Source organism: Mangrovimonas sp. sgz306409, assembly GCF_059735265.1.
Genome location: NZ_JCAPEU010000001.1, coordinates 698,536 through 716,256 on the forward strand (window position 1 = coordinate 698,536; position 17,721 = coordinate 716,256).

Genomic DNA, 17,721 nt, shown 5'->3' on the forward strand with positions numbered 1-17,721 from the left:
GTTTAGTCTTTATTTTAGTGGCTCCCTTACTTGAGTACTTGGAAAGCTATTAGGGCTACTATATAGGCGAAACTACTCATTGCTGCCAATTGTAAGGTGGGCCATTTCCAACTATTCGTTTCGCGTTTTACCACGGCCAAGGTACTCATGCATTGCATGGCAAAGGCATAAAACAATAACAAGGAAATTCCAGAAGCAAAATTGAACAATGGTGTACCTAAAATAGGGTTGACCTCACCAGCCATTCTGTTTTTTATGGTGTCTTCTTCGTCGCTTCCTACACTGTAAATGGTGGCCAAGGTGCCTACAAATACTTCACGGGCAGCAAAGGAACTTACAATGGCAATACCAATTTTCCAATCATACCCCAAAGGTTGTATTAAAGGTTCGATGGCGCGCCCAGTAAGACCGATAAAACTGTGTTCTAATTTATAAGAAGCAATATGTTGTTGCAGGGTTTCGGTATCTAAATTTTCTTTTGAATATTGTGAGGTCACGATGGCTTCAGCATTGTTAAAGTCGTCACCTGGACCATAGGAGGCCAAGAACCATAAAATGATGGAGATGGCCAGAATGATTTTACCGGCACCAAATACAAAGCTCTTGGTTTTTTCAATCACCGTTAGGGCGACGTTTTTAAACAGCGGCAATTTGTAATTGGGCATTTCCACTACAAAAAAGGAGCGGTTTTTAATTTTTAGGACCTTATTCAAAATGTAGGCGGCGCCTATGGCGGCTCCAAAACCAATCAGGTATAACAGCATTAAGGTCATGGCTTGATATCCCAATCCTAAAAAGCGGCCTTTTGGAATGACCAAAGAGATGATGATGAGGTATACCGGTAGCCTAGCTGAACAAGTGGTAAAGGGTGTTACCAAGATGGTAATCAGGCGTTCTTTCCAACTTTCAATATTACGTGTCGCCATAACGGCAGGTATGGCGCAGGCAGTTCCTGAAATAAGAGGGACCACACTTTTTCCGCTTAGCCCAAAACGGCGCATGATGCGATCCATAAGGAATACCACGCGGCTCATATAACCCGTTTCTTCCAAAATGGAAATAAAAAGGAACAAAAAGGCAATTTGTGGAATAAAGATGACAATTCCACCCAGTCCCGGAATAATGCCTTCCGCAATCAAATTGGTGAACTGTCCCTGTGGTAAATGGTCTTTGGTCCATTCGCTCATAGAGGCAAAAAGGCCATCGATAAAGTCCATTGGGATGCTGGACCAGTCGTAGATGGCTTGGAACATCAATAGTAAAATCATAAAGAAAACCACATAGCCCCAAACTTTGTGAGTTAGGATGCGGTCTAGCTTGATGCGTAAATCTTTGGCGGTGGCCAAGTCGATGGTTTGCCCTTTTTTAAGGGTATTGTTTATGAATTGATAGCGTTTAATGGTTTCCTTCTGTTGAAGTCTTTTAAGGTCGCTTTTACTTTTGGTTTTAAAATCGTCAAGCGCGTCAACTTCCTTTCTGCTAACGTTTCCAAAATTGACATCTTGGGTAATCACTAACCAAAGTTTGTACAACAGTTGGTTAGGAAATGCCGATTGAAGTCTTGTAAAATAATCGGGGTCAATTTCGCTGGCGTTCAGGCAAGGTTGTGTGGGTAAATCCCTAAAATTGGTGATGAGGTTTTTAAGCTCATCGATGCCTGTTTTTTTGCGGGTGCTTACCAAGGCAATCTTGGTGTTCAGTTCTTTCTCTAAAACATCGATATCCAATGAAATGCCCTTGTAAGCCATTCTATCGGCCATATTGATGACCAAAATGGTCGGGATTTCTAGGTCTTTGATTTGGGTGAATAAAAGCAGGTTACGCTTTAGATTTTCCACATCGCTTACCACCACGGCGACATCCGGAAAATCCTTGTCGTTTTTGTTCAACAAGAGTTCAATTACCACATTCTCATCCAAAGAAGAGGCGTTCAAACTGTAGGTTCCTGGTAAATCGATGATATGGGCTTTGACACCGCGTGGTAATTTACAGACGCCTTCTTTCTTTTCAACGGTAATTCCTGGGTAGTTTCCAACCTTTTGGTTAAGCCCGGTAAGGGCATTGAATACGGAGGTTTTACCGGTGTTGGGGTTTCCTATTAAAGCGACATTGATCTGCTTACCCATTGGTGATCTCAATTAATATGTGTGCTGCGGTTTCTTTTCTAATGGCCAAATGCGATCCGTTGATGTTTAGATATAAGGGATCGGAAAAAGGGGCAACCTGTACCAATTCTACCATATTCCCTGGTAAACATCCCATTTCAAGGAGTTTTAGGGGAATGTGAATGGAAGAGACATCGGTGATGATGGCGCTTTGTCCTCGTTTTAATTGTGCTAAAGTAACCTGCAAGCTTATTTAGATTTATTTTAAAGAAGCAAAAATAGGGCAAATATTCAGGGTAGAAAAATTGTGCCCTATAAAACTAATGGTATTCTTGTTTAAGGGTTTGGATGTCTTCCAGCAAGCGCTGGATGTCTTCCTGTTTGGTGCCGTCGTAAAAACCACGAATCTGACGCTTTTTGTCGATGAGCATAAAATTCTCGGTATGGATCATGTCGTAGGCATCGCCATTGCCATCGGTTTTCACGGCAAGGTAGCTTTTGCGTGCCAGTTCGTAGATTTGTTTTTTGTCTCCTGTGACCAAATTCCATTTGGCGTCGTTCACACTTTTTTTAAGGGCATAGCGTTTCAACTGTTCCACACTGTCTATTTGCGGGGTTACCGAATGGGATAACAACATTACGTCCTTATCATCTTTTGTGGCTTCTTGGATTTGCGCCATATGGTCTGTCATGATGGGACAAATGGTTTGGCAGGTGGTAAAAAAGAAATCCGCCACATAGATTTTGTCCTTATAGTCCTCCTGGGTAATTGTTTGCCCGTTTTGGTTGATCAGGCTAAAATCGGCAATGGTATGGTATTTCCTTTGGTGCTGAATGGAACTGTCGACCATTTCATAATTGACCATGGCGGGTTGAAATACAGGCAGTACTTTTTTAGGTTTCAGAATGGAATAAAAAATGGAAATAATGATAATGGAAAGTACCAAGAGGGCGATTCCAAAGTTTTTATAGGCTTTTAAGAAGGATAACATCAATAAGTTGTATTTGGGCGTTACCGTAAGATTTGAGAGCAAAAGTACGACACAATCATAAGAAAATACTATTTTTAACAGCAATATTAACCCGTTAAGACGTTGAGTTGGACTTCGTGTCCAATCAGTTACAGTGCTATAAATTCTATTGCCAATGAAACGATTTTTACCCTTGTACTTTTTTTTAGGTTCCATCATGTGTTTTGCCCAAGATTTTGATACCACCTTGGAAGAGATCAGTACCATGGAGGCTAAGGCAGCCCTTACCCAACTCATGTCTGTTTCCAGTGTTAATACGGGCAATTACGATTTGAAATACCATCGGTTGGAATTCACGGTAGATCCCGAAGAGGCGTTTATAGAAGGAGAAGTGACGACTTATTTTGAGGCCAAGGAAACCTTGACGCAAATTTATTTCGATTTAGTGGATGATATGGTTGTGACTGAGGTATTGAAGAATGGGGTGTCGCAGACCTTTACCCAAGATGCCAATGATGAGTTGGTGATTACCTTATCGGAAACCATCAATGCAGGGGTGTTGGATTCATTAACCATTTCGTATTCGGGGAATCCAGTAAGTACAGGTTTTGGATCGTTTGAACAATCCAGTCATAATGGAGATCCTATTATATGGACGCTTTCTGAACCCTATGGGGCCAAAGGTTGGTGGCCCTGTAAGCAGGATCTTAATGATAAGGCCGATTCTTTGGATGTGTTTATTACCACGCCAAAATTCAATCCAGACAATGAGGCTTATGTTGCTGTGGCCAATGGGGTGGAACAAAGCCAGGTATTGGATACGGATACCAAAACCACTCATTTTAAACATCGATACCCAATTCCAGCTTATTTGGTGGCTATGGCCGTGACCAATTATGAAGTGTATAGCCATACAGTGGAAAATAACGGTGCTCCTTTTGATATTGTGAACTATGTGTATCCTGAAAATTTGGCTTCGGCGCAAGTGAATACAGAGGTGACGGTAGATATCATGGAACTGTTTACCGAGTTGTTTGAAGAATATCCGTTCGCTCTTGAAAAATATGGGCATGCCCAATTTGGTTGGGGAGGCGGTATGGAACATACTACCGTGTCTTTTATGGGAAGCTTTGGAAGGAATTTGATTGCCCATGAGTTGGCCCACCAATGGTTTGGAGACAAGATTACCTGTGGTAGTTGGAAAGATATTTGGCTGAATGAAGGCTTTGCTACCTATTTATCGGGTCTGGTAATCGAAGATATGGATGAGCCTGCCGATTTTGTGACCTGGAAGGCGCAACGCGTCAATTCCATTACCTCGTTGCCGGACGGTGCAGTATACCTTTCTGATGCTGACACTTTGAGTGTAAATAGAATTTTTAGCAGCCGTCTCTCCTATAATAAAGGAGCGATGGTGTTGCATATGCTTCGAAAAAAGGTGGGAGATACCGATTTTTATCAAGGTTTGACCAATTATTTGGCCGATGAAGACCATGCCTATGCTTATGCCAAAACTGTAGACTTTATTGAGATTATGGAAACCGCCACAGGAGAAGACCTTACGGAGTTCTTTGACGACTGGGTGTATAATGAAGGGTATCCTAGCTATACTTTAAATTGTTCGCAACCTACTGAGACAACATTCGAAATAGAAGTCAATCAAATTCAAAGCGACCCTAGTGTGTCCTTTTTTGAAGCGCCAGTGCCCGTCCGATTGATCGGTACACAAGGCGAAGTCTTGGATTTGGTGCTCGATAATACCAGTAATGGGCAAGTATTTACGGAAGTGGTTGACTTTACCGTAAGCGAAGTGCTGTTTGATCCAGAGTCGGACCTGATCAGTAAAAACGATAATGTCACCCTGGGTGTTGCCGATTTGGCATTGGCCTCGCAATTGCGTTTATATCCTAATCCAACCACTGCGGTTTTGTATATTGAAAAGCCTGATAATGTTGTTGTTGAGCAGGTTGATGTATACAATCCGTTAGGGCAATTGGTTTTAAAGAGTGCCGAAACATCCAGCATTAATCTGACACCTTATAGTGTTGGTATGTTTTTTGTGAAACTCACGACTAATAAAGGCATCATTAATAAATCGGTGTTAAAAAACTAGTGAAACCCCTACTGAATTTTCTAAATAGCACTAAAAGACTATTTTTGTTCCTTAAATTTTTATAGACATACATGGAATTTGTTATCAAGATCTCTCAATTTTTATTGAGTTTATCCCTACTTATTGTACTTCATGAGTTAGGGCATTTTATCCCAGCTAAATTATTTAAGACTCGCGTAGAGAAATTCTACCTCTTCTTCGATATAAAATTTTCACTGTTTAAAAAGAAAATAGGCGAAACCGTCTATGGTATTGGCTGGCTGCCTTTGGGTGGCTATGTAAAGATTGCCGGTATGATAGACGAAAGTATGGATACCGAACAAATGGCACAGGAGCCGCAGCCATGGGAGTTCCGAAGCAAACCAGCTTGGCAGCGATTGATCATCATGTTGGGTGGTGTGACCGTGAACTTTATTTTGGCCTATGTCATCTATGTGTTCCTGTCTTTTGCCTTTGGTGATATAGATATCGATGCCAAGAGTGTACAGGAAGGCTATGTGGTGACCAATCCAATCTTGACCGATTTGGGAATAGAGACGGGAGATAAGGTAGTCGCTATAAATGGGGAGCCTATACAATATGTGTCTGAAATACGCCGTAAAGTGATTTCTGCAGAAACTTTGACCATTGAAAGAGATGGGCAGACGAAAGAAGTGGCCTTACCGGAAGATTTTTTGGGAAAACTTAGTGATGGGGAAAGCAAGAGCTTTTTTGGTTTGCGTTTTCCGTTTGTGGTGGGGAAACTACCGGATACTTCCATTAATAAGGGAGCCGGATTATTGCCAAAGGATATCATTACCGAATTGAATGGGGTGCCATTAAAGTATTATGACCAGATTGAAAGTGTGGCAGGTCAGTTTAAGGGACAAACCGTTACCGCCGATGTGCTGCGTGATGGGAAAAGCATCCAGAAGCAATTACAAATTAGTCCTGAAGGTAAGATGGAAATCTTGGCAGGAGGGGATTTAAGTGATATTGAAGCGGCAGGTTATTACCATATCATTAAAAAAGAATATGGTTTTGGAGAGAGCTTTGGTGTAGGGTTTACAAAGTTCAAGGACCAAATCTCTGGCTATGGCGAGCAATTGAAAAAGATTTTCAATCCTAAAACAGGGGCTTATAAAGGGGTGGGAGGCTTTAAGGCTATTTATGATGTATTCCCGGATACTTGGAGCTGGCAGGACTTTTGGGCCTTGACCGCATTCTTGTCCATTATGCTTGGTGTTTTGAATTTATTACCAATTCCAGCCTTGGATGGAGGGCATGTGATGTTTTTGTTGTACGAAATGGTTTCAGGGAGAGCGCCAAGCGAAAAATTCTTGGAGCGCGCGCAAATGGTTGGTTTCTTTATACTTATAGCGTTGGTTTTATTCGCAAATGGGAACGATCTTTTTAAAGCGATATTTAAATAAAAATTTTTTTAAAAAAAGTTTGCGCGAATCAAAAAAAACCTCTTATATTTGCACTCGCAAAGCGAATAATACTCCTCCTTAGCTCAGTTGGTTAGAGCATTTGACTGTTAATCAAAGGGTCCTTGGTTCGAGCCCAAGAGGGGGAGCAAGCTTTAAAGGCAAGTAGTTCAAAAAGAATTGCTTGCCTTTTTTTTTTCCTTTTTTTCTACAACCATTTCTACAACCTTCTCAAATTTGGGCAAGATCTGCATCAGTAGCTATTTTATAAAAGGTTTTCATGTTGAACTTAATTTGTATAAGTTTTTTATTGTGAGTTTTTACTGATTGGATTAATATTGAGATATAAATACTCAATGTCGGTTGAATATAAAAGGTAGTAACATTTAAAATCTATGAAGAAGGTAATTCTAGGATTGTTAATTTCAATTTTTACAAGTTTAATATCATATGGTCAATGTGGGTCGGATATGTCTGATTCCGATTTTTTATTTGGTGATTTTATAAAGCATGGATCTATTAAAGGAGAAGTTAAAAAGATTATACAGAGATCATATTCGATAGTAGATAAATTTGGGGAGCTTTCTAAGGGGGATTTGAACTGCAAGAGAGAATTTGTTTTTAACGAAGTTGGAATGTTATTCAAGATTGTGAATTATGAAGATGAACGTGTCGTTAAGGACGTTCAAATTTTTGAATATGAAAATGGAAATTTGAGGCTTATAAGTTCATATAATAGTGAAGGTTCTCTTGTTTTTAGAACTGTATATGTATATGAGGGTAATACTATCAAAAGGCAGGATTATAGCTCTGATGGTATCCCGAAATCAAGTTATGATATTTATGTTTTAAATGATAACGGGTTTTTTACAATCGAGCAGTATGGAGAAAGTTCTGGTGACAGTGGTCAAGTTTATATGGAAGTTGAGCGAATTCTTAGCTATGATAATAAAGGGAGGCAATTAAAATTGGAGAATTCAGTGGCATCTTATGTAAACTACTATGGTGATAATGAGTTTAGATTTCCTGTGAAAAGGGAAAAATTTGCGAAAAACACAGGGGAAAAAATTTGGACATTGACGTTTCAGTGTGATCTAGGAGGGAATCTTATCAAGGTATGGGAGGATAATTCGCTTAGATATAGTGCAGAGTATATTTATGATGAAAAAGGTAATTGGATTCAAAAAATTCCATTTGAAACAGAAGCCATGATTGCTAAAAGACTTATTGAAAGAGAGATTGTTTATGCTGATTAATGTGGCTATAAAGCTTGTATATTATTATGAATGATATTTATTTGACAGATTTTTATAATTTATGTTTAGAAGAGGGAGAGCCATTCTATGGAAATTTACATAACTGTAATCAAGAGGAATTTAATGAGTGGGTTAGAGAGAATTTAGTCCCATTAGGTGAAATTCATAATTATGAAGAGGCTCGTCCTTCTGAGGAAGTTTTTGGTGAATTATTGGAAATGGGCTACAATCATGCTTATTATCAATGTCATTATTCTGCAAAAGCCCTAACGATTTTGAATGGTCAATTTAGATATTTTACGGGTTTTGTGCATAGGCAAGAATTTTGGTATAACCTAATTACCCATAGTTTTAATATTCTAGATGAAAGGATTGTTGATTTAGCGAGAATGTCTGATCCTTCTGACCCTTTGAATGGGGAAGATACCTTACCTCATGTCTATTATGGTATTGAAATTCCAAGGGAATTTGTTTTGAACTATGAGGAGCAAACACTTAAATATCGATCTATGAATCCTCTATTGGTAGAATGGTTTCTTGAAAACAATTAGTTTCCACTTTTTTGGAACTGAAATAAATTCCTGTTCTTCTTTTAGGAATTCCTTGAGAACTAATCTAGTCGATTATTTGGGGCTGAAGGTAATACATGACATATTGTTGTTGTCTTGTTGTCATGTTTTTGAATTTTTCGGCAATAAAGTTAACTTCTTATGTTTTAGATAATTAATGAGGTTGCTTATTCTTTTGTTTGCTCAGTACAACTGACACAATGACAATTTAACAAATTTTTAAGAAAGTGGCATGAAGGTTGGAATTATGCCCAAAAGACAAAAGTCCTAACCTCTGACCGAAAGGACTTTGTTTTAAATAGCTGAGAGCGGTTTGCTTAGAAAGGAAAAGCCGCTCTTATTCTTGTGGGTGCAAATATAAAAATTATTTCCTCTCCACAAAATACCTCTATTCTCCTTTCTCGGTTAACGTTAGTCCCGAAAAATACTAACCTTAAAAATTTTTTAGTAGCAAAATGGAAAAATTTCATTTGAGCCATAAAAATGGCATTTACAAATTACAGAGAGAGGGTGCGCAAAGGGCATCTAAAATTATTGATTCCAATAAGCCAGAGGCTATTAGGCAATCAAAGGAGTTTATTGTTAAAAATGGAGGAGGATCACTCATAATTCATAAAGGTGATGGCCGTTTTCAGGAAGAACGTACTTATCCTAGATCCATTGATCCAAGAAAATCAAAAGGATAAGATATGGAGCAGAATTACTTTAAGTATTATAGGCCGTCTATAATGATTCCCTTTGTTCTATTGTTGGGAGCTTTTTTAGGTTATATCCTTGATTTCGTTTTACCTATGATTAATGAGAGATTGAGTGAGGTTTATTTTCAATTTCCCTCTACTACAGTTGTTTTAGGTTTCTCAGTTTTTGGCATAGATAAGTTTTTGTGGAAGTATAAGCCTTTTAAGTATCTCTTTTGGGTTAAAGATTACTCTGGTAGATATGAAGGAAAGTTGGAGTATAAATTCCTCAACGATCAAGGTCAAATTGAGACAGGTTTATTGGATCATGTTAAAATAATTGAGCAAACAGGGAGTAAGATAATTGTTACATCTTTTACTATAAAAGTAGATGGGACTAGGTCTACACTTTCAGTTAGTGAAGGAGTAGTAATTACCGATACAGAAGATAAGAAGCATCAACAGTTAGTATATTCTTATTTTAATCATGGTTGTGTTCAACAAAATTTTGCGCCTCACTTTGGTACAGATGTGCTCAAAATTGTGGACAAGAATAAGGAAAGGTCATTAAATGGATATTATTATACTAATAGACTTCCTTACCAAACTCGAGGGTACTATAAAGATATGAAATGGATTAGTGGGGATACAACTCATGAATTTTAAATAGTAAAATATGGCAGTATTAAATAAAGAATATATAGGATTTGACGGTAATATTAAATTAACCAAGGCAAAGAAAGAAAGTCTTAAGAAGAGTAGAAGTGGGTTGAGGACGCAAATAAAGAACTGGTTTAAGGATAAGAAAGATAAGGAATTGCAACCTAAGTTTCATACTCAAGGATCAATTATGATGAATACAGCAGTTAATCCCCTAACAGAGTATGATGATAACGGGAAGGCTGTTCTTAAATATGATTTAGATGATGGCATATATTTCGTAGAAAAGGATAATGAAGATAATAGGAGGGCTATTGATACATGGCATAGTTGGATTTGTGAAGCTGTAAAAGATTATACTTCGCAAAATCCGAAGGATAAAACTACTTGTGTTAGAGTTCTTTTTGTTGATGGAAAGCACATCGACTTACCTATATATTATAAGCTCAATGATTCAATAGAATTAGCACATAAATCTAAGGATTGGTTAGAAAGTGATCCAAAAGCATTTTATGAATGGTTTAATGTTCAAAAAAAGAAGAAATCGAGATTAGAGGCAATTGTGAGATGTTTGAAGGCTTGGAAAAACTTTAGGGAACAAAAAAACGCATCTCTCCGATTACCAAGGGGGTTTGAGCTAACCATTTTGGCTAATAATTTTTATGTGGATGAAGATAATTTAGATGATGCTTTTAGGAAGACAGTAAATGCAATTTTTGATGAATTGTCAAATAGGTTTGAATGTTATAGACCTACTGTTCCTAGTGATGAGGATTTGTTTTCTGGATATTCTAAGACTCGTGAGGAGGATTTTATGAAGACCTTGGAAAGTTTAGTTAATGATTGTGAGAAGGCTAAGGCTGAGAAAAATTATAAAAAGGCATCTGAAATACTTAGGAATGGTCAATTTGGAGATAGATTCCCTTTAGGTGAAAACGAAGACGAGGAATGCAAAAGTAATAAACTTTCTAGTGCTTTGGGTTCAGCAATAATTAAACCGAAGCCGTATTCCAATGGAGGATGAAATAAAAATCGCTCTAAAAAAGCATAATGACTTAGTTTATGATAGTTTAAAAGGGATATTAATTGGTAAAATATGGGTCTCAAGGGGTGATTTCTATGAAGTAAAGATATGCTTAAATGATTACCCAAATAATTTTCCTAAAGTGTATGAGATAGGAGATAGGATTCCAAAAAAGGCTGATAGGCATGTTTATAGTGATGGGGCATGTTGTTTTACTACTGACGCAATGGCTCAGATAATTTTGAAAACAAAGATCAATTCCTTTAATGAATTCATAAATGAAATTGTCGTTCCTTATTTTCGAAATAACTCATACTATGAGATTAATGGGAGGTATTTTTTAGGTGAGTATTCTCATGGTGTTTTAGGTGAACTGCAGGCTTATCAGGATATTTTAGATATAAAAGACCCTTATATAATTACTAATATTCTTCAGGATTTTTGTGATGGGAGTTTGTTAAGTTATGATGATCCTTGTTATTGTGGTTCAAAAGCGTCTCTAAAATGTTGTAGTATGGGCAAGCATAAAAATGCTTACCAAAAATTGAAACTAATCGATAAGGAAATTTTACTCAGGGATTCGAAAGCTTTCAAGGAAGGTTTAGGTGAGAACAAATGAAATATAGTCCGATCTTTTGTGATCGGACTATATTATTTTATGAAGTTAAGGATGGGACTAATAGCTCTTATAGAGATTCGTTTATTACTGTTATTTAATCTTGATATTCGCCTGTAGGGAAGTATTAACTAATCATCAATTTCATTGAAATATGGTTCTATGTATTTTATTTGTTGGAACAATTGACTTACCACACTGTGGGTTTTGACTCTGGAATTAGAATTTTAAAATTGATTTCACGGCGTTCTAGGCTAGTGAATATTTTTAAGTTGGTCATTATCTCTAAGGATTCTTTAAGTCCTGCAAAAGGAATTTTTAAATAAAATGAGACTGTTTTATATGAATTTGGATAGATTTTATTGATTGATTTTGAACGAAGCATTATTTTGTTTGCAGAAGTTTTTATAGGGTCATTATGAAAGCCTCCAAACAGATCTTTGTTTTTTTGGTCAATTTCTAATCCAAGAGAAAATTTTGAATCAAAAATTTTATCGGATGAATTAAAAATGTCAATATTTAATGTGGCAGTTTGATTCAACGTATTGTATCCCTGAATGCAGATTTCAGAACCTTCTATGATTTTATTACCGTCGTAGAGGAATTCTAAGCCAAAATCAAAAGCTGTATTTTCTAGTTCAGGGTTGTCCTTAAGATACCAACTTATTCTAGTTTTTAAGTTTTTCTTTAAAAGGGTTATCTTACCATCGTAAATTATATGAGGAAAGTGTTTGAGGTCAAATGGAATATCGTCGGAGTTTTTAGTTAGGAATATTACTTTTTTGCCAATACCATGGGCATAGCCGACTTCATAGAATACATTTGCATTGCGCCCTGTCATGTCTGCAATTATTAGGTCTGCTTTGGCTATCTGGTTGTAAATTCTATCCAAAATCCTTTCTGAAAATATTTGTTCGTCTACTCTTTCGCAATAAACATTCAATTCAGTGCAGGTTTGTTTTATGCCTAAATTATATACGTCGTCGAAAGCGGCATCGAAGGGCATTAGTGTAAATGCAAACTTTTTAGGTGTAGTCATTTTTGTAAAAAGATAAGAATTATACAGACTTTTAGTCTAGTGGGTTTATTGATACAATGGAGAAAGGAGCGTTTGGATCTAGCCTACTAGGTGCAGGGGGGTCAAAATAGATGGCTAAACAGGCAGAATTTGGCACTTGATTGATCGTTCGGGCAATTAATTCAATCTTTGATATGAATACTTGTTGATTGGGTATTGAAGTAGCCAAATCTAATAGTCCGCATGTGTAATTTCCAGCTGTTTTTTGATTAAATACAGTTCTATTCTTTATTACATGGGCGATTGTTTGTATAAGACTGTTGTGTAAAGTTGTTTTTTCGTCTGAAAGTTCTTGTTCTGTAAAGATACTTCTTAAAAAGGGTTGAAATTCATTTTTTAGGGATTGTAATCCGATTGCTTCAGATATATCATTTATAATTTGCTGATCGTTACCGTAATTTTGATTGTATGAGCGGGCTATTAAATCAAATAGCCATGTTGTATGCCCGTAATTTTTTTGTGTTAAACTCTTGTGTAAGGTCCAATTGCAATAGAAGTTGATTAGTTTCCAATTCGCTTTGCTATCGTCATATTCTAAGATTATTCTTATTAATGACATAAAAGCAATAGTGTCAAGAACAGTAAACGCTTTATCGTAACGATTTAAAAAATTAATGATTTCTGTTTTGGCTTCTGAGCGGTTCATTTATGATGATATTTAATTTTGAATAGCGAATTTGAAAAAATCTAACTTTAAATGAAAAATTTTCCCATTAAAGGGTGAAAAATAGGGTAAGTGTAATTTGAGAAATTCATTTTTTTTGGTATTGAATTTTAATTCAGTGTGTTAGTGTTTTTTTTGTGGGTGAACTAATTTTTAGCATGTTTCTGTGATTATTTAGACCTCAGTATTATTCTGTTTTAAGCTCTTGTATGTTACAGTTATCAAGTGTGAGTTTGTTTAATGAATTGTAAAACAGTGTTTTGTAATTTGATCCTATGGTTTTTTACTTTATGGATTATTGAAAATAAATGAGGTTATCAATAATTTTAGAAAGCTCTTTGAGTTTGAATTGTTTACGATTTTAGCTGTTTCTTGATAGTTGGATATATGGTGGTAATATCTTTTTTTTGAAGTTGTAACATGTTGATTGTTAATAATATTGTTTAAAACATTTGCTTTGAAAATGAATACAAAAGATATCAGTTCTTAAATTAGTAGAGCTGTTAATCCAAAAATAAGTTTAAATGTCAAAGCAAAAGCAAACAAGAACAAAGACCATTAGGTTAGAAGATTCTCTAATTCAAAAGTTAGAGCGGCTTGCTGTTGAAGACAACAGGAATTTCAATAATTATGTTGAAACTATCCTAATGCGTGAAGCTCACAAAAACCTCTTCAATGGGGTGTAGAATTAGCAAAGGACACTTTACCAGAGTGTCCTTTGTTATAACACGACAGAGAGACGTGTTTAGTATTAGCTCTCTATCAAATACAATTTTAGCATGCCTGTGACAAGAACGGTAACTAAAACTGTGTATGTAAGAGTTAAAACTCCATTTGGATACCGAAGTATTCCAATGAAAGTTACAACTCGAATTACTACCTCAAGGTAGTTTAACAGTAACGCTAAAGATTGAATAATAGTATTTCTTTAGCGGTTTAATCTAAAGCCAATGTTCGCGCATTGGCTTTTTTAATTTACGTAAAATTAAGCTATTAGTCGTAATTTGAACGACTTTTTTATTGTTTTTTGCTTTTTATTTATTAACATTAAAGCACTTATATTAACAATAAATATTTATATAAGCATTTTAATATTTTTATGAACAAGCGAATTAAGGAAGTTATTGTCGCAATACAGAATAGTAAAATTGTATATGCTGATACAAATTTGAATACCTTTTGTAAGGTGATGAAAACTCTTGAGCCAATGATGCCTTCTAAACAGACTTTAAAGAGGCATTTAGAACTTAGGGGGTTCTATTATTTTACTACTGAATTCGGGACTCCCTATCATATCTGTAAATATGAAAATAGTAGTTACGTGGGGTTAAAGGAGTAGGTTATATTCCTTGAATGAATACTTTTTTCTTTTTTATGCAATTGAGTAGGCCTTAGTGTTTTTCTAATATTTGCTCTTACATATAAACAAAGAATAATGGAGATAATTCTGTAAAATGCAGTTATTGAGTGTTGTATGGATTGTTTTTTTATGAATAGTTTACATGTTTAATCCTTACTTTTTATTCTTGCTTTTGTATTGTATTGAAAGATTGGTGTTTAAAGGGTTTTTTAACCCCGATACCGAATGTTTTGATTTGAATATTCGAATTCTGCATTGCAAGAAAAGGAGCGTTAATGTATCTTGCCGTTCCTAAACTCCAACCAACCACGATGAGAAAACTTTTGATTTCATTAGGGGCTACCTTTATTTTCTTACTATCCATTCAAACTAGTGATGTATTTCTCTGCACAGGTAGCTATAGTACAAAGTATCATTTAATGAAAAATTGTAGAGGACTTTCAAATTGCAAGTCAGACATTGTATCAGTGAGTTTGTCTGAAGCCAAGAAGAAGAACAGGACTCTATGCGGTTGGGAGGATTGATTCTCTGATTATCGGTTCAATAGATACCTAATGGTTTTATTCTTTTAAATTTTCTAAATCTACTATACATGAAAAAAATATGTCTTATTGTGTTATTGTTCATTTCTGTGATTTCTTTTGGTCAAAATGAAAAGGTGGATCAACGTAATGGTTTCAAACATTTGAAGTTGGGAATGCATTATTCAATTTTTAATGATCTAGAAGTCGCTCCAAGCAATGATCCTAACAAGCAGTTTTGTATCTGGAAACCAAATGATAGCAATTTGAGAGATATGTTTGGGTACAAGGTAGATTTGTTTGAGCTAACTTTTGACAAGAGAGAAGAAGAGTTAGTAGCTTTATCTGCCGTTCATTTTATTAAAAAGCCAATAAATGATCCAATAGTCTTTAAGCAGTATGAAGATATCTTAAATCACCTTGTAATAGCTTTAGGTAACCCAGATACCATGGATGATAAAACTTTAACTTGTCGTTGGGCAGGAAGGTCTGTGGTAATGTCTTTTTCTATTGAAATGGAGCAAGTAGATAGCGATAATAATGGGGGCTTAGTGGGGCTAACATCATTGAAATTGACTGTGTTTAATTACGATAAAATGATGAAAATAATTAATGGTGGCTTTTAAAAAATGCGGATAGAACTATCTGTTGTTTCAAATAAGATTTTTGTAAATATTTATAAACCAATTTAAATGAGTAAGTTTTTAACAGGTAATTTGTTGGAAGAAAAATTAACGGATATTATCTGGAATGCGAAGAAATATCTAATTATTGTTTCTCCTTTTATTAAGCTAGATGAGCATACAAAAAGTGTCTTGGATAAAATTAAAAGTAATCATGAAATTTTCGTTTTTATAGTATTCGGTAAAAATGAAGATTATAAGCATAAGAGTTTTAATGAAGATGATTTCACCTATTTTTCAGAATTCAAGAATATAGCCATTTTATATAACAAGGATTTACATGCTAAATTTTATTGTAATGAACGTGAAGGGCTAATTACGTCATTGAATTTATATGGTTTATCAATGGTAAATAATATCGAATACGGAGTGTTTTTTGAAAGGAATATTCTAAATCCGCTTGAAAAGCTTTTTGAGGAAACTGATGAGTTTACTTTAAATCTTGTCTTTTCAAACAGTGATGTAGTATTTTTAAAAAGACCTCAAACTTCGAGTAAGCTGTTTGGTCTTAAAAAAGTTTATCAGCAATCAAAGGTGCTTTATGATGTTTCTAAGGAATTCTTTTCTGTACGCTGTGAGTATGAGAAAAGGTCTTTAGATTCCTTTGATCTGACTCTTCAGCAAAACTTAAATAAGGTATTTGATCAAAAGCCTCAAAGGGAAATTCCATCAAAAGAGGAAAATGATTTTGGTTCAAAAGTTCAAGATGTAAATATAGAGCAAGATAAAGGGAGAAATGAGGGTGAGTCTAATGCTAATGGATATTGTATTAGGACGGGAGAGACCATTCCTTTTAACCCTGAAAGACCCTTCAGTTACAAAGCATTTCGCTCATGGGTAGTTTTTCAAAATTATGATTATCCTGAAAATTATTGCCATAAAACGGGAAGGAAATCTGATGGTAAAACGTCTATGAGGAAGCCTATGCTCAGGAGTTCTTATACAAATGAAGAATATATGGACATTGAGATGTGAGGAATAGAATAAATTAATGGATAATAATTTGAATTTAGCATCAGTAGATAGAGTAATTTCTGAACAATTAGGTTTTATTGATAACCAGATTAAGTCCTTAGTTTGGGAGAAAAGCTGTGAATTTAATTTAAGAAATTCAGAAGAAGAAATACCTTGGGAAGATATATCTAAAAGTGGCGTTTATCTATTCGAAATAAAAAACAATGGAAAACACTCTAGCTTTAAATCTTGGGCAGAGGAGTTTTGTGATCATTGGAATCTGCCCAAATTTAGGCATAGATTTACTCCTACAACTTATAAAGCTAGGATAGAAGCTCATATTAATCAAGAGGGAATTGCTGAGTGGATTCCTTTATATATGGGGAAATCCAAAAATATAGGAGGTAGAATTCGTGGGCATATTAATAATGGATTAGACAAATCTACATTTTCCATGAAGCTAAAGGCAAGAGAGGAGTTTTTGGGAGGGGAAACATTTAGATTAAGTATTATTGAATTGGAGGTTGAAAACTATAATGTTATAGTCCCTTTTTTGGAATCTAAGCTAAGAAAAAGGGATAACCCTATAGTCGGAAAGCAATAAGGCTTTTCTTTTGATTAATGACCCCTTAAAATACTACTTGTATACTATTTGAGTACCCTTTTTATAATCTTGTGATTTTAGTGATTATGCACGGTAAAAATGGAAAAATTGTCTCTGAGAGAAAGGTTGCCTCTCTAGGCGTCTATAAATAGAACCCCGCCCTAAAGAAAAACGATTTTAATTTAGGTACGGGGTATTTTTTGAGTAATAGATTCAAGAACTTTTAGGTTTTTTTACTTTGAAGCATAGTCTTGCCCAGACTTCTAAGTTTTATAGTGCTATAGTTATTATCTATTGTTAATTGGTTTTCTATCCAAAAGGCCTATATATATACAAGTGGGCAATTTGGGTAGGGCATTAAGTCTTCTATTTTCTGATTTAGAAGCTCACAAAGCTCTTTATATATGCTTTTTGACGATTCGTCTATTATACCCCTTAAATTTGCTCTATGATACTT

The 17,721-nt window shown here is 35.5% G+C and carries 18 protein-coding genes and 1 tRNA gene; 13 read left to right on the forward strand and 6 right to left on the reverse strand.

Annotation, left to right across the window (positions count from 1 at the left end; genetic code table 11):
- Positions 1-26 precede the first annotated feature (26 nt).
- The 3 genes from feoB to AC6I5C_RS03135 form a co-directional block, all read right to left on the reverse strand.
- Positions 27-2,126 (reverse strand): ferrous iron transport protein B, encoded by a 2,100-nt coding sequence (gene feoB, locus AC6I5C_RS03125; protein WP_076662550.1) that lies wholly within the window; start codon positions 2,124-2,126, stop codon positions 27-29.
- Positions 2,119-2,352, reverse strand: coding sequence for a FeoA family protein (locus tag AC6I5C_RS03130; RefSeq protein WP_497903899.1), 234 nt, complete (start codon positions 2,350-2,352; stop codon positions 2,119-2,121). The genes feoB and AC6I5C_RS03130 overlap by 8 nt, the downstream gene beginning before the upstream one ends.
- Positions 2,353-2,425: 73 nt before the next feature.
- Complete coding sequence (locus AC6I5C_RS03135; RefSeq protein WP_497903900.1) at positions 2,426-3,097, reverse strand: SCO family protein; 672 nt, start codon at positions 3,095-3,097, stop codon at positions 2,426-2,428.
- A 154-nt stretch (positions 3,098-3,251) separates the two neighbouring features.
- On the opposite strand from AC6I5C_RS03135, the gene AC6I5C_RS03140 reads away from it, so the two are divergent.
- From AC6I5C_RS03140 to AC6I5C_RS03180, 9 genes are all read left to right on the forward strand, one after another.
- Entirely contained in the window at positions 3,252-5,189 is a 1,938-nt protein-coding gene (locus AC6I5C_RS03140) for a M1 family metallopeptidase (protein WP_497903901.1), read from the forward strand.
- A gap of 71 nt (positions 5,190-5,260) precedes the next feature.
- Positions 5,261-6,601: an RIP metalloprotease RseP gene (rseP, locus tag AC6I5C_RS03145; RefSeq protein WP_497903902.1), complete on the forward strand. Its 1,341-nt coding sequence runs from the start codon at positions 5,261-5,263 to the stop codon at positions 6,599-6,601.
- Between the two features lie 72 nt (positions 6,602-6,673).
- Positions 6,674-6,747 (forward strand) — tRNA-Asn (locus tag AC6I5C_RS03150).
- A gap of 246 nt (positions 6,748-6,993) precedes the next feature.
- On the forward strand, positions 6,994-7,854 hold the full coding sequence (locus tag AC6I5C_RS03155; protein WP_497903903.1) for a hypothetical protein: 861 nt from the start codon (positions 6,994-6,996) through the stop codon (positions 7,852-7,854).
- A gap of 26 nt (positions 7,855-7,880) precedes the next feature.
- Positions 7,881-8,405, forward strand: a complete 525-nt coding sequence (locus AC6I5C_RS03160) for a hypothetical protein (protein WP_497903904.1) — start codon at positions 7,881-7,883, stop codon at positions 8,403-8,405.
- 473 nt (positions 8,406-8,878) lie between these two features.
- Positions 8,879-9,109, forward strand: a complete 231-nt coding sequence (locus AC6I5C_RS03165; RefSeq protein ID WP_497903905.1) for a DUF2188 domain-containing protein — start codon at positions 8,879-8,881, stop codon at positions 9,107-9,109.
- A gap of 3 nt (positions 9,110-9,112) precedes the next feature.
- Complete coding sequence (locus AC6I5C_RS03170) at positions 9,113-9,766, forward strand: hypothetical protein (RefSeq protein WP_497903906.1); 654 nt, start codon at positions 9,113-9,115, stop codon at positions 9,764-9,766.
- A gap of 10 nt (positions 9,767-9,776) precedes the next feature.
- Positions 9,777-10,784: a cyclic GMP-AMP synthase DncV-like nucleotidyltransferase gene (locus AC6I5C_RS03175; RefSeq protein WP_497903907.1), complete on the forward strand. Its 1,008-nt coding sequence runs from the start codon at positions 9,777-9,779 to the stop codon at positions 10,782-10,784.
- On the forward strand, positions 10,774-11,403 hold the full coding sequence (locus AC6I5C_RS03180) for a hypothetical protein (RefSeq protein ID WP_497903908.1): 630 nt from the start codon (positions 10,774-10,776) through the stop codon (positions 11,401-11,403). The genes AC6I5C_RS03175 and AC6I5C_RS03180 overlap by 11 nt, the downstream gene beginning before the upstream one ends.
- 187 nt (positions 11,404-11,590) lie before the next feature.
- Here AC6I5C_RS03180 and AC6I5C_RS03185 read toward each other — a convergent pair whose 3' ends face one another.
- Both AC6I5C_RS03185 and AC6I5C_RS03190 read right to left on the reverse strand, forming a co-directional pair.
- Positions 11,591-12,439 carry a hypothetical protein gene (locus AC6I5C_RS03185; RefSeq protein WP_497903909.1) on the reverse strand — a complete coding sequence of 283 codons (849 nt, stop codon included), beginning with the start codon at positions 12,437-12,439 and terminating at the stop codon, positions 11,591-11,593.
- 31 nt (positions 12,440-12,470) lie between these two features.
- Positions 12,471-13,124, reverse strand: coding sequence for a hypothetical protein (locus tag AC6I5C_RS03190; RefSeq protein WP_497903910.1), 654 nt, complete (start codon positions 13,122-13,124; stop codon positions 12,471-12,473).
- A gap of 542 nt (positions 13,125-13,666) precedes the next feature.
- Here AC6I5C_RS03190 and AC6I5C_RS03195 point away from each other — a divergent pair.
- Positions 13,667-13,828 (forward strand): hypothetical protein, encoded by a 162-nt coding sequence (locus tag AC6I5C_RS03195; RefSeq protein ID WP_497903911.1) that lies wholly within the window; start codon positions 13,667-13,669, stop codon positions 13,826-13,828.
- Positions 13,829-14,662: 834 nt separating this feature from the next.
- On the opposite strand, the gene AC6I5C_RS03200 is transcribed toward AC6I5C_RS03195, so the two are convergent.
- Complete coding sequence (locus tag AC6I5C_RS03200; protein WP_497903912.1) at positions 14,663-14,866, reverse strand: hypothetical protein; 204 nt, start codon at positions 14,864-14,866, stop codon at positions 14,663-14,665.
- Positions 14,867-15,094: 228 nt separating this feature from the next.
- Between AC6I5C_RS03200 and AC6I5C_RS03205 the strand changes: the two genes are divergently transcribed.
- From AC6I5C_RS03205 to AC6I5C_RS03215, 3 genes are all read left to right on the forward strand, one after another.
- The gene (locus AC6I5C_RS03205; protein WP_497903913.1) at positions 15,095-15,649 is read left to right on the forward strand and encodes a hypothetical protein; all 555 of its coding nucleotides are present in this window, start codon (positions 15,095-15,097) and stop codon (positions 15,647-15,649) included.
- Positions 15,650-15,715: 66 nt separating this feature from the next.
- A complete protein-coding gene (locus AC6I5C_RS03210) occupies positions 15,716-16,681 on the forward strand; it encodes a phospholipase D family protein (protein WP_497903914.1) in 966 nt (321 codons plus the stop codon).
- A 16-nt stretch (positions 16,682-16,697) separates the two neighbouring features.
- Positions 16,698-17,264 (forward strand): GIY-YIG nuclease family protein, encoded by a 567-nt coding sequence (locus AC6I5C_RS03215; protein WP_497903915.1) that lies wholly within the window; start codon positions 16,698-16,700, stop codon positions 17,262-17,264.
- Positions 17,265-17,721: the final 457 nt, after the last annotated feature.